Origin of the sequence: Nesterenkonia sphaerica (genome assembly GCF_005771565.1) — a bacterium.
GTDB classification, from domain to species: domain Bacteria; phylum Actinomycetota; class Actinomycetes; order Actinomycetales; family Micrococcaceae; genus Nesterenkonia; species Nesterenkonia sphaerica.
The window spans coordinates 205,607-217,697 of the sequence record NZ_VAWA01000002.1 but is presented as its reverse complement, the minus strand read 5'-3'; the positions used below and the strand labels follow the sequence as shown (position 1 = coordinate 217,697).

Here is a 12,091-nt window from a genome sequence, read left to right as displayed (position 1 = left end):
CCCACGTTCAGTAGCGCGAAATCGCGCGCCGCGCGGAATCGGTGCGCTGCTGCGGATTGGCGATATCCACGGTGGCGTGGAGGATGCTGACCCCCTCCGGAGAGGCCAGCAGCGGAGAGAGTTGGATGTTGGCTACCTGAGGGTGGTTGTCCTTCAACGTCGCGACCCGCTGCACGGTTTCACCCAGTGCGTCGAAGTCGACACCGGGCACGCCCTGGTAGCCGAAGAGCTTCTTCGCCGCTTTGGGCGTGCCCAGCAGGCGGGAGATGTCCCGGTCGGTCAGCGGAGGGACCGCGTGCGCCCAGTCGTCGAGCAGATCCACCGCATCTCCGGACATGCCGAAGGACAGCACCGGCCCGATCATGGGATCTTCGATCGCGCGGACAATGCAACCTTGCCCGGTGGGGGCCATGGACTGCACCTCCAGCCCCGGGCTGCCGTACTTGGCCAGCTGCCGGCGCATATCGGAGATCACCCGGCGCAGCATTGCTTCCGAATCGATGTTCAACTGGACCCCACCCAGGTCAAGCCTGTGGCGGAGATAGACATTGGTGGACTTCACCGCCACCGGATAGCCCAGCTCCTGCGCTGCTGCGGCGGCTGCGTCGGGAGTGTCTGAGGACTTCGACGGCAGCACCGAGAGTCCGTAGGGAGCCAGTAGCTGCTGAGTCTCCGCCTGGGTGAGTCGGCGCAGGGCCGCGCCCTCGACGCTCTCCAGCCAACCGGAAAGCAGCGCATCCGCGGTCCGGGCAGCTTTGGTCCCTTCCAGCCCCTCGGGTATGAGGGTCTCCCCCACCCCCTGGGCACGCCACGTCTGGTAGCGCACGATCTTTGCCAGCGCAGAGATGGATCGCGCCGGTGAGGAGAAGATCGGCACCCCCTGCTGCAGCGCTGAGGTTTCCAGCACCGGCCCGGCGTGGCCGATGTAGTTCAGCGGCACGTCGGCGTCGAGCGTCCCGATCAGTGACATCACCATCGGTTTGGCATACTTCTGGGCGGTCAGGGAGATGGCCCTGGAATGATCCTGGTGCTCTCCGGTAATGGTGGGTTGGAGGCAGACTGCCACGGAGTCGACCTCCTCGTCCTCAAAGAGTTGCTCCAGTGCGGTGGTGAGACTCTGCTCTGCTCGAGGCCGTGGCTGGTCCAGATTCAGATCACCGATCACCGTGGTGGGTTTCAGTCCGTTGGCCTCTCCCGCATCCGCCAGCAGCCGAGACACCGCCGGGGAATTGGACAGGATGCCCAGGGCATGGCCCACCGGCAGCGGCTGTGTCGCCAGCACCTCCAGGACATCCATCAGCGAGTCGTGATTGCCCGTCTGGATGACCCCGGAATTGGTCAGCATCGCATCCACGGCGCTCAGCGGAGCCCGGGAGAGGCGCACCTCGTGCCCGGGGGGCAAGCGGTGGCCCATCAGATCGGTGGTGGCGACGACGACAGGTTTGGTCAGCGAGAGCCTGCGGGCGATCCGTGAGAACTTCCGCGGATTCCCGAAGGACTCCAAGTAGATCCCCACCGCCCGGGTGGCGTCGTCGTCCTCGAAGTACTGCATGGCGTCATTGCCGGAGAGGTCGGCGCGATTGCCAGCTGAGATGACTGCCGAAAGGCCCAGCTGCCGACGGTGGGCTTGAGCATAGAGCGAAATCCCCATCGACGCCGACTGACTGAACAGGCCCACCCCGCCGGCCACCGGCATCACCGGAGACAGCGATGCGTTAAGCGAGACGGCCGCCGAGGTATTGATCAGCCCTGCGGAGGCTGGTCCGATGACTCGCATCCCCCACCGGCGCGCCAATCGCACCACTTCTCGCTGCTGGTCGGTATCGGTACTGGTGACGATAAGCATCCCCTTGACCCCGCGGCGGCCGCAGTCAGCGACCACCTCGAGCAGCTCCTCGGGCGGGACAGCGACCACCGCCAGATCAATGTCCTGTTTGATGTGGGCCAAGGAGGAAAAGGCCGGAGCCCCGGCAACTTCGAATGCCTCGGGATTAACCGAATGCACGCCGCCGGTGAAACGCCCTTCGATGATGTTCTGCACCAAGTGATGGCCCACGGAGCCGTACTCGCGTGACGCGCCGATGACCGCCACATGCTGGGGGGCCAGCAGCTCCCCCACGCTGCGGGCTTCCGCCCGGTGTTCGCGGGCTTCCATCACAGCCCGGGAGCGGTCGGTGGGGTCGATCGGGAACTCCAGCAACACCACCCCGTCCTCATACTTGCGCTGGACCTCATAGCCGGCTTCGGAGAAGACCGCGAGCATCTTCCGATTCTCTGGCAGGACCTCGGCAGAGAACCGCTCCAGGCCACGTTCGCGGCCGGCTGCGGCCAGGTGCTCCAACAGCACCGACCCCAGTCCTCTGCCCTGATGGCGGTCCGAGATGTTGAAGGAGACCTCTGCCTCCGTGGTGTCCCCAATGGTGTCGAATCCCCCTACGCCGATGATCTCGTCATCGAGCAGGACTACCATCGATACCCGGCGGACATGATCCACATTGGTGAAACGTTCGAGTTCTTTATCTGTCAAAGTGGACTTATAGGTGAAGTACCGCAGGTAAATGGACGATTCCGACTGGGCGGCGTGCATCCGCTGTAGGCGCTCCGCGTCCTGAGGACCCACCGGTCGCAGATGCGCCGCTGCCCCATCGCGAAGCACAACATCTGCTTCCCAATGGGCCGGATATCCGCTGACTTTCGGCTTATCACCCATAAGATCAAGACTAACCAGATAACTGCCCGCATACGAGACGAAGGACAGCCTCCACTTCTTATGGCTCGTCGCCCTGCTGCCGCTGCGCCCGTGACGCCTCCGGAAAACATCACCGATATCGACGTCTCTTCGGAGATGGAGACCTCGTTCCTGGAGTACGCCTATTCGGTGATCTACTCGCGCGCGTTGCCGGACGCGCGGGACGGGCTGAAGCCGGTTCAGCGGAGAATCCTCTACATGATGGCGCAGATGGGCCTGCGCCCCGAGAAGGGGCATGTGAAATCGGCTCGCGTGGTCGGTGAAGTCATGGGAAAGCTGCACCCGCATGGGGACTCGGCCATCTACGATGCCTTGGTCCGGATGGCTCAGTCGTGGGCGCTGCGCCTGCCGTTGGTGGACGGTCACGGCAATTTCGGGTCTCTCGACGACGGCCCCGCCGCCCCGCGCTACACCGAGGCGCGGATGGCACAGGCAGCCCTGGCCATGACCGCGGACCTCGATGAGGACGTGGTGGACTTCGAACCCAACTACGACAACCAGTTCACTCAGCCGGAAGTCCTGCCCTCAGCTTTTCCGAACCTGCTGGTCAACGGTGCCTCCGGGATCGCAGTGGGGATGGCCACCAATATGGCGCCGCACAATCTGCGTGAGGTGGTCAGCGGCGCCCGGCACCTGATTCTCCATCCGGAAGCCACGCTGGAAGACATCATGACCCATATCCCAGGGCCGGATATGCCCTCCGGGGGTCGGATCACTGGGCTGGACGGGGTGTACGAGGCCTACCGGACAGGCCGGGGCAGCTTCCGGATCCGGGCGAAGGCGAGCATCGAGCAGGTCACGGCCCGCCGCAGCGGAATTGTCATCACCGAGCTGCCGTATATGGTCGGCCCCGAAACCATCATCGCCAAGATCAAAGAGGCCGCGCAGGCCAAGAAACTTGTCGGCATCTCCGATGTGTTGGACCTCACCGACCGTAAGCACGGCACGCGAATGGTGATTGAGCTCAAGGCAGGCTTTGATCCGAAAGCGGTGCTCGCCCAGCTCTATCGGTACACGCCGCTGGAAACCAATTTCGGCATCAATAACGTGGCACTTGTCAATGATCAGCCGCGCACACTGGGATTGCTGGAACTGCTCCAGGTGTACGTCGACCACCGAATCAAGGTGGTGCGGCGGCGCACCAGCCACCGATTGAGCAAGCGCCAGCATCGGCTTCACCTGGTGGAGGGCCTGCTGGTCGCCATCCTGGACATCGACCAGGTCATCCAGATTATTCGTGCGGCTGACAACTCGGCAGCAGCGCGTACGCGGCTGATGACCATCTTCGACCTCACGGAGCTCCAGGCGGACCACATCCTGGAGCTGCGCCTGCGCCAGCTGACCCGATATTCGACCCTGGAGTTGGAGCAGGAGCAGCAGAAGCTCCAGGAGGAAATCGCTCAGCTGACCGCCATCCTGGACTCCGATGCTCTGCTTCGCACCACAGTGGCTGATGAGCTCCAAGAGGTCGCTGACCGCCACGGCGACGACCGGCGCACTGAGCTCCTCGACGCCGAGGCGGAGCCCGCGGTGACAGCCTCCACCGGACCGACGTCAGGGAAGAGCCCGGCCGAGTCGGATTCGCTTGAGATTCCCGATGCGCCATGCTGGGTGATGCTTTCGGACTCCGGAATGCTGGCCCGGACCACCGATCGTGCTTCACTGCTGCACCCCTCGCGCCGGCGCCGGCATGATGTGCTCCGCTCCCTGGTGGCCACTACCTCCCGAGGGCAGGTCGGTGCGGTCACCAGCGACGGCCGGATGGTCCGCCTGCCCGTGATGGAGATGCCTCCTGTGGAGGTGGTGGGCGGGACTGTGAACCTCAACCAGGGCGGCAAGATCAAGGACTTCATGGCCGGGAGCCTGCAACTGCAGAAGAAGGAGCAGGTGGTCGCACTTGTGCCGCTGGACCGGGTGGTGGCGGTGGCCACCGCCGCTGGCCGGGTCAAACGGGTCAATCCGGACTATCCGCTGAACCGGGAACAGTGGGAGATCATCACGCTGAAGGATCAGGACCAGGTGGTCGGCGCCTCGGTCGCCGCCGAGGACGACGATGAGCTGGTGTTCCTCTCGGGTGCCGCGCAGCTGCTGCGCTTCCCAGCCTCACACGTCCGTCCTCAGGGACGCACGGGCTCGGGGGTGGCCGGAATGAAACTGAGCGCCGCCGATGCCGTCATTGGTTTCAGCGTGGTACCTGCAGCCGCCGCAGCGACGCCCGCAGGTGCGGTCGTGGTCACCTGCTCCTCCGGTGCAGAGACTCTTGAAGGGCTGGGCCAGGCCACAGTGAAGGTCACCGACCTCGCTGAGTTCCCGGCCAAGGGCCGCGCCACCGGAGGCGTCCGAGCGCACCGCTTCCTCCGCGGCGAGGACCACCTCACACTGGGGTCGGCGGTGCTGGCACCTGCGTTAGCAGCCGATCGCCGGGGTGCTGCGCGGACCCTGCCTGCGGAACTGGTTCGCCGCGACGGGTCCGGAATAATGGTGGATCAGCCCATCGATGCCGTGGGCTCCAGCCCGGAGGCACTGTCATCGGCGGCGCTGAGCTGGGCCGACGCGTAAGCGCGACGCGCCGCCACACTTCTACGGCGTGTAGAAACTTCACGTCGATGGGAGTATCCTGGTCCAATAATGACTCGGTCCAAAAGGAGCACAAACAGCATGGCTTCACTCGGTGAGCTTGAGCGTTCAGTCATGAGTCTCCTCTGGGACTCGGCGCAGCCGCTGAGCGCCAATGAGGTCTGTGAGCTGTTGGATGAGGACTTGGCCGTCACCACCGTGCTGACTGTACTGGCCCGGTTGGAGAAGAAAGGCATGGTCCGCCGTGAGCGCGCCTCCCGGCCCCACCGGTACGCTGCGGTGGCCTCCCGGGAGGAGCACACCGTGGAGATGCTCAATGAGGTCCTTGGCACGGTTCCAGACCGGGAAGTGGTCCTCGCCCGTTTTATCGGCAGCGTCTCCGACTCCGAAGCTGCGGCACTGCGCCGAATCCTCGGCTGAAGTGTGCCGATTCCGCCTGCCAAATAGACTGGTGCGGTGGAAGCTCTAGCATTGTTCCTGGCCGCCCTAGCGGCTGTCCTTGCAGTGCCTGTGCCGAAGTTTCTCCACACGGCCTCATTCCGAGCCCGTTCCCCATGGGTAGCCATGGTCCTCTGGCAAGCGATCGCCCTGGCCGGGGGCCTGTCTATGGTGGGCGCACCAATCGTCTATGGTCTCGCGCCCTTGGGTGCAAGCGTCCCGGAGAGCCTCGGAGCCGCCGCTACACTCGCGTTGGCAGAGAATACGGCCGCAGCAGCCCCGCCAGAGCTGCGTGCCTGGCACATCTTCGCACTCTGCGCGGGTGTGCTGCTGGCCGGGCACCTCCTGCTGACTCTGGCTCGCACGTACTTCCGTGTACTGGGTGCCCGTCGCAGGCATCGGCAACTGGTGGACCTGCTCTCGACTCCCCTGACCAATACCCGAGATGAGGCGGACACTCAGGTCATTGAGCACCAGACGCCGCTGGCCTACTGCCTGCCCGGCCGCACCCACGCCAGCTCGGTCACGGTGCTGTCTCGAGGTCTGCTGGAGACGCTGAGCGCCCCGGAACTGGAGGCGGTGGTCGCGCATGAACAGACACACCTCAGGCAGCGCCACCATCTGCTGACCATGGCCTTTGAAGCGTGGTACCGGGCGCTGCCGTGGCTGCCGACGAACCGGTACGGCCGGGAGGCGGTGCTGGAGTTGACCGAGATGCTCGCCGACGACGGTGCGCTGCGTCATTGCTCCCCGGAGACTCTCCTGCGGTCATTGGCCCTGAGCTCCGTGGAGGCGCCGCAACAGCCGGAGGCACCCATCGGGGAAAGCAGGGACTGCTCCGATGGGCCTGGCACCCCCGCGGCGCTGATCACCGGTGCCCGGCTGCAGCGGCTGCTGGCACCTCCGGCACCGCTGGGGCCGCTGGCGACCTCCAGCACACTGCTCGCCTCAGCAGCGCTGTTGGGTGTCCCCACCGGTCTGCTCCTGCTGAGCTAGCCGTCATGACCTGTCACGTTGGTCGATATGGTGGCGGCAGGCTGGTGCCGCAGCGGGCATCGCCCTCCCCTTGGTCAGTGTGCGATGACATCGCTCCATCTCACCGCGGGTCTGCGGGGTGTGTGGCCGAGTCCGGCAGTGCCTGATCCCGAGCTCGTCGCATATGACCGCAGCCCGGGTCAGCACCGCAGCGGCTGTCGCGGCAGTCTCATCGTCGTGGACCTCGGCCTCGGCCACACGGGACCGGTCTCGACGTGCAGCAGCTCCCCGAACCGCGCCATCAGCGACAGATCTCACATCCGACGCTCTTAGGCACGAGGGTGGGGTGGAGAACGCACGGAAATGACAGTCGTCGGCGTGCCAGTGTTCAGATGCACGGATCACACTGCCTCAACCCACGTGCTCGATGGGTACAGCTAGCCGACCGACCCGCCCCAGCTCTGCTCAGCGGGAGCGGGCCAAGAAGTCTTCGGCGCCGCCCACCAGTTCCGTATGAGCCTGCTCCAAGCCAGGCTTGCCGACCATCGCCGCAATCTCAGCAGCGAACTCTTCCACCGAATACAGCTTGCCGGCAGCCTCCCGGCGAGCCTCGATCGCACCCGGCTCAGCTCGGTTGAGCAGGGTCGCGGTAATCGTTCCTTCAATCATGTCTCCGGAGACCACCGTCAGGATGATGCCGCGCTCGTCCAACTCAGGGACCATCTCGCGCAACGCGTCCTCGCCGGCGCGCTTGGAACGGGCCACCGGTTCATAGGCGTCCATCGTGGAGACATCGTGAATGAAATGCGCCTGGTGGCTGGTGACGAAGATGATCTGCCCGCCGCGTGGCATCACCTGCATCGCCGCCTTGACCATGTTGACCTGAGCGTCACGGTTCAGACTCAGCGCATAGTTTTCGCCACGGTCAGTTTCCATACCGCCTGAGGCGTTCAGAATCAGCAGGTCCAGGGAGCCGAAGTGCTCGACGGCAGCGTTGATCAGCGCATCAGTGCCCTCCTGCTCTGTGAGGTCCGCCTGAACGGCAACGGCCTGGCCGCCGGCCTCCTGAATTCCTTTGACCACCTTGTTGGCGCGCGGGGCCTTTGCCCGGTAGTTCACCACCACACCGGCTCCCCGTTGTCCGATGAGTTGGGCGGTGGCTGCGCCGATCCCCCGGGAAGAACCGGTGATGATGGCACCTTTGCCTGCAAGGTCTCTGGTTCCCATAACGTCCTCTTTCTGCTTGCGGAATGACATCGGTGTGCTCAGTGGCCCATGCCCAGGCCGCCGTCGACCGGGATGACAGCGCCGGAGATGTAACCCGCCTCGTCCCCGGAGAGCCAGCGGACCACCTTGGCCACCTCCTCGACCTCAGCAAAGCGTCCCGCGGGAATGTTGCCCAGGTACTTCTGCTGAGTCTGCTCGTCCAGGGCATCGGTCATATCGGAGCGGACGAAACCGGGGGCGACGACGTTGGCGGTGATGCCTCTGCCGCCCAGCTCCCGCGTCAGCGAGCGGGCCATTCCTACCAGCGCCGACTTCGACGCGGAGTAGTTGATCTGCCCGGGGGACCCATAAAGCCCCACCACAGATCCGATGAGAATGACGCGACCCCGCCGCAGCCGCAGCATACCTTTCGAAGCCCGTTTCAGTACCCGGAAAGCACCGGTGAGGTTCGTGTCGAGGACATCGGTGAAATCGTCCTCGCTCATGCGCAGCAGCAGCCCATCCCGAGTGATTCCTGCGTTGGCGACCAGCACCTCCACCGGTCCATGGGCTTCCTCCACGGTCTTAAAGGCGGCGTCGATGCTGGCCGAGTCGGTCACATCGGCCGCGACGCCCAGCGCGCCTTCCGGGGCCTCGCCGGTGCGGGTGGTGACAGCCACTTTGTCACCATTGGCAAGAAACTCCTCAGCGATGGCGCGGCCTATACCGCGGTTGCCGCCGGTCACCAGTACAGATCGTTCACTCATGGGGACTCCTCATCCAGTGCAGAATTACTCGCCCACCACCCTACGTGAGACTGGAACCTACCCACTGGTACGCCGCGGAGAGCCGCGTGCAGCTGGAGACTCTGACAGCCCGTTCTACAGCGCGTAGAATGAGAAGATGACCAAACCGGTCCACTCCATCACGGACGCGCCGCTGAAGCACAGTGTAGAGCAGCGTTCCCGGATGGTCCGCTACTCGGTAGCCATGTCGATCCGCATCGTCTGCTTTATCCTGGCGGCGGTGGTCGGCGTCGTATGGCAGAGCTGGTGGGCGGTTGCCTTCGTGGTCGCCGCCGCCGTGCTGCCCTATGTGGCGGTGGTCAACGCCAATGCTGGGGGCGACCGCTACATGGCGCAGCGGGAAGCTGCTGGATTGGATCAGCGCCCTAGGCTGACCGCTGGCCGGGAGGATCCCCTGATGTGGTGGGAAGAAGGCGAGACAGAGCCCCCACAGCCGCGCAGCGACCACCCGGACGTGATCCCCGGACAGCTCGACACAATCGACAGCGACCAGGAGGAGCAGCGCTGATGGACCTCTTAGGTGCATTGAGCTCCGATCAGCAGGGCCCCGAGGTGCCGCAGTGCTCCCGCAAAGGGTGTGTGGCACCGGCCGACTGGCAGGTGAAGTGGAACAACCCCAAGATCCACAGCCCGGAGCGGCGCAAGATCTGGCTCGCCTGCCACGAGCACCGCCCCTGGCTGGAGTCATTCCTGCAAGCCCGGCTGTTCTGGCGTAGCACCGACCCCCTCAAACACGCCCCTGGTGGGGCCGAGGCCAACCTGTGAGGGCCCGGTACGCGTTCCTGCTGTCTCCGGTGTGGATGGGCTGGCTCGCCGTGTGCGTCCTGTTCTGCGTCGCCTGCTACATGCTGGGCCAGTGGCAGCTGGACCGCCGTGATGCAGCGCTGGAGGAGATCAACCGGGTGGTCGCCAATTATGACGAGGACCCAGTCCCCTACGCTCAGGCCCGCGACCTATTCGCCGCCGGTGACGCCGGTGATGAGTGGACAGTGGTGCAGCTGCGCGGGCAGTACCTGGAGGAGGACTCACTCTTGGCCCGCAACCGCGGCCACGGCGGCCAGGTGGGGTACGAGCAGCTTGTCCCTTTCCGGGACTCGACAACGGGCGACGTCGTCATCATCTCCCGCGGTTGGCTGCCCACCTCAAGCGCCGATGGGTCCGTCCCAGCATCCAACCCGGACCCGCCCGGCGGGGACGTGGAGGTCACGGCGCGGCTGAAGCCTGGTGAACCGGACATCGACCGTGGAGCCCCCGCCGGCCAACTGGCATCGATCGACCTCACCGAGTATCAGGAACAGGTTAGTTATCCGCTGGTTCAGGGCGCCTACGCCCTCATGGCTGCGGAAACCCCGGAACCGGCTGAAGCCCCCCACCAGTTGGCCCGCCCCAGCCTGGACGAAGGTCCGCACCTGAGCTACTCCATGCAGTGGGTGGCCTTCGGCTTGCTCAGCTTCGTCGGGTGGGGCTACGCCGCCCGCGTTCATCGGCGCAACCTGGACCTCGACGAGCACCAGGAGTCCGCAGACGAGGACGATTATGGTGCCTCGCCGGATGCGCGGTTGGAGAGGCTGGAGCGTGCCCGGCGTGCCAAGGAGCTGCGCCGTCGGCAGACTGGCCGCTACTCAGATGAGGATGCCGAAGACGCCTGGGTCGATAGTCGGCTCACGCCAAGGTGACCAGGTCCTCATACTCTTTGGTGTAGAGGTCCTCGACCCCGTCCGGGAGCAGCACCACTCGCTCCGGGTCCAGGGCCTCGACCGCCCCGGGATCGTGCGAGACCAGCACCACAGCACCCTCATAGGTGCGCAGGGCGGCAAGAATCTCGTCACGCGAGGCGGGGTCGAGGTTGTTGGTCGGTTCGTCCAGCACCAGGACATTCGCGCTGGAGGCGACGAGTGTCGCCAGGGCCAACCGCGTCTTTTCACCTCCAGAGAGTACTCCGGCAGGTTTGGCGACGTCGTCGCCGGAAAAGAGGAAGGAGCCCAGGATTTTGCGCTGCTCCGTGTCAGTGAGGAATGGCGCAGCGGTCTTCATGTTCTCCAACACGGAGCGGCTGGTGTCCAAGGTGTCGTGCTCCTGGGCGAAGTAGCCCAGCTTCAGCCCGTGCCCGGAGATGATACGGCCTGAGTCCGGCTCGGAGACCCCTGCCAGCATCCGTAGCAAGGTGGTCTTGCCGGCACCGTTGTAACCGAGCACCACCACGCGTGAACCCCGATCGATTGCCAGGTCGAGTCCCGTGAAGATTTCCAGCGAGCCGTAGGACTTGGAGAGCGCCTCGGCCATCAGAGGGGTCTTGCCGCACGGCTGTGGTTTCGGGAAACGGATATTGGCGATCCGATCTGCCTGCCGCTCACCCTCGAGGCCCGCCATCATGCGGTCTGCCCGTTTGAACATCGACTGAGCGGCAGTCGCCTTCGTGGCCTTTGCGCGCATCTTTTCCGCCTGGGCGCGCAGCGCTGTGGCCTTCTTCTCTGCATTGGCAAATTCCCGCTTGCGGCGGGCCTCGTCCTGCTCACGCTGCACCAGATACTTCCGCCAGCCCATGTTGTACTCATCGACGGTCATGCGCATCGCATCCAGATACAGCACCTTGTTCACGGTGGACTCGATCAGCTCCACATCGTGGGAGATGATCAGTACACCGCCGTGGAAACGCTGCAGATAGTCCCGGAGCCAGACGATGGAGTCAGCGTCCAAGTGGTTGGTCGGCTCATCCAACAGCAGGGTGTCAGCATCGGAGAAAAGGATCCTGGCCAGTTCCACCCGACGACGCTGCCCACCGGAGAGGGTGTGCAGCGGCTGCAGCAGAATCCGGTCGGGAAGGTCCAGATTCTTGCAGATGATCGCCGCCTCAGATTCAGCAGTGTAGCCTCCTGCTGCCTGAAACCGCGCTTGGAGATTGTCATACCGGCGCATGGCCTTCTGCTGGACGGCCTCATTGGCCGAGGTCATATCCTCTTCGGCCTGGAGAAGTTTGGCCGAGACCACGTCGAGTTCCCGAGCGGACAAAATCCTGTCCCGGGCCGTCTGGTCCATGTTCTCCACTCGAGGGTCCTGCGGCAGGTAGCCGATGGATCCACGGCGCTCGATGTGCCCGGCGGCAGGCTGGGCGGCACCGGCCATGACCTTGGTCATGGTGGTTTTTCCGGCGCCGTTGCGGCCCACCAAGCCGATCTTGTCCCCGGGGTCGATACGGAAGCTGACCCCATCCATCAGTAGACGGGCGCCGGCACGCAGCTCGAGATTGGAAACGCTGATCAACGGTGAGGGGTCCTCTGTGCAGAAAATGGGTGGTGACAGATGGCACAGCACGTCGGAGACGCCCGCCCGGGGCATCTCC

Annotated in this window: 10 protein-coding genes and 1 pseudogene; 6 read left to right on the top strand and 5 right to left on the bottom strand. The window is 64.7% G+C overall.

Annotated elements, in window-relative coordinates:
* Positions 1 to 7: 7 nt before the first annotated feature.
* Entirely contained in the window at positions 8 to 2,710 is a 2,703-nt protein-coding gene (locus FEF27_RS02510) for a bifunctional acetate--CoA ligase family protein/GNAT family N-acetyltransferase (RefSeq protein WP_138169241.1), read from the bottom strand.
* Between the two features lie 60 nt (positions 2,711 to 2,770).
* Here FEF27_RS02510 and FEF27_RS02505 point away from each other — a divergent pair, with 60 nt between their 5' ends.
* From FEF27_RS02505 to FEF27_RS02495, 3 genes are all read left to right on the top strand, one after another.
* Positions 2,771 to 5,308 (top strand): DNA gyrase/topoisomerase IV subunit A, encoded by a 2,538-nt coding sequence (locus tag FEF27_RS02505; protein ID WP_138169240.1) that lies wholly within the window; start codon positions 2,771 to 2,773, stop codon positions 5,306 to 5,308.
* Between the two features lie 99 nt (positions 5,309 to 5,407).
* Positions 5,408 to 5,746: a BlaI/MecI/CopY family transcriptional regulator gene (locus FEF27_RS02500; RefSeq protein WP_138169239.1), complete on the top strand. Its 339-nt coding sequence runs from the start codon at positions 5,408 to 5,410 to the stop codon at positions 5,744 to 5,746.
* Between the two features lie 36 nt (positions 5,747 to 5,782).
* Positions 5,783 to 6,760: a M56 family metallopeptidase gene (locus FEF27_RS02495; RefSeq protein WP_243728977.1), complete on the top strand. Its 978-nt coding sequence runs from the start codon at positions 5,783 to 5,785 to the stop codon at positions 6,758 to 6,760.
* A 40-nt stretch (positions 6,761 to 6,800) separates the two neighbouring features.
* Here FEF27_RS02495 and FEF27_RS13575 read toward each other — a convergent pair.
* From FEF27_RS13575 to fabG, 3 genes and pseudogenes are all read right to left on the bottom strand, one after another.
* Positions 6,801 to 7,009 (bottom strand): annotated as a pseudogene (locus tag FEF27_RS13575) (IS481 family transposase); the annotation flags it as partial.
* 195 nt (positions 7,010 to 7,204) lie between these two features.
* Positions 7,205 to 7,966 carry an SDR family oxidoreductase gene (locus FEF27_RS02485; RefSeq protein WP_138169237.1) on the bottom strand — a complete coding sequence of 254 codons (762 nt, stop codon included), beginning with the start codon at positions 7,964 to 7,966 and terminating at the stop codon, positions 7,205 to 7,207.
* Positions 7,967 to 8,004: 38 nt separating this feature from the next.
* Positions 8,005 to 8,712, bottom strand: a complete 708-nt coding sequence (fabG, locus tag FEF27_RS02480; protein WP_138169236.1) for a 3-oxoacyl-ACP reductase FabG — start codon at positions 8,710 to 8,712, stop codon at positions 8,005 to 8,007.
* A 136-nt stretch (positions 8,713 to 8,848) separates the two neighbouring features.
* Between fabG and FEF27_RS02475 the strand changes: the two genes are divergently transcribed.
* From FEF27_RS02475 to FEF27_RS02465, 3 genes are read left to right on the top strand one after another with little or no spacing between them, the layout of a single operon-like run.
* Positions 8,849 to 9,259, top strand: a complete 411-nt coding sequence (locus FEF27_RS02475; protein WP_138169235.1) for a DUF3099 domain-containing protein — start codon at positions 8,849 to 8,851, stop codon at positions 9,257 to 9,259.
* Positions 9,259 to 9,516, top strand: coding sequence for an acetone carboxylase (locus FEF27_RS02470; protein WP_138169234.1), 258 nt, complete (start codon positions 9,259 to 9,261; stop codon positions 9,514 to 9,516). Before FEF27_RS02475 ends, FEF27_RS02470 begins: the two co-directional genes overlap by 1 nt.
* The gene (locus FEF27_RS02465; RefSeq protein WP_243728975.1) at positions 9,513 to 10,427 is read left to right on the top strand and encodes an SURF1 family cytochrome oxidase biogenesis protein; all 915 of its coding nucleotides are present in this window, start codon (positions 9,513 to 9,515) and stop codon (positions 10,425 to 10,427) included. Before FEF27_RS02470 ends, FEF27_RS02465 begins: the two co-directional genes overlap by 4 nt.
* Here the strand turns inward: FEF27_RS02465 and FEF27_RS02460 are convergent.
* Positions 10,414 to 12,012 carry an ABC-F family ATP-binding cassette domain-containing protein gene (locus FEF27_RS02460; RefSeq protein WP_138169233.1) on the bottom strand — a complete coding sequence of 533 codons (1,599 nt, stop codon included), beginning with the start codon at positions 12,010 to 12,012 and terminating at the stop codon, positions 10,414 to 10,416. The two genes, FEF27_RS02465 and FEF27_RS02460, sit on opposite strands and share 14 nt — an antisense overlap.
* Positions 12,013 to 12,091: the final 79 nt, after the last annotated feature.

Bases quoted from the DNA above. Each gene is read 5' to 3' on its own strand.
- FEF27_RS02510 (WP_138169241.1), bottom strand. From the start codon at position 2,710: ATGGGTGATAAGCCGAAAGTCAGCGGATATCCGGCCCATTGGGAAGCA.
- FEF27_RS02505 (WP_138169240.1), top strand. From the start codon at position 2,771: ATGGCTCGTCGCCCTGCTGCCGCTGCGCCCGTGACGCCTCCGGAAAAC.
- FEF27_RS02500 (WP_138169239.1), top strand. From the start codon at position 5,408: ATGGCTTCACTCGGTGAGCTTGAGCGTTCAGTCATGAGTCTCCTCTGG.
- FEF27_RS02485 (WP_138169237.1), bottom strand. From the start codon at position 7,966: ATGGGAACCAGAGACCTTGCAGGCAAAGGTGCCATCATCACCGGTTCT.
- fabG (WP_138169236.1), bottom strand. From the start codon at position 8,712: ATGAGTGAACGATCTGTACTGGTGACCGGCGGCAACCGCGGTATAGGC.
- FEF27_RS02475 (WP_138169235.1), top strand. From the start codon at position 8,849: ATGACCAAACCGGTCCACTCCATCACGGACGCGCCGCTGAAGCACAGT.
- FEF27_RS02470 (WP_138169234.1), top strand. From the start codon at position 9,259: ATGGACCTCTTAGGTGCATTGAGCTCCGATCAGCAGGGCCCCGAGGTG.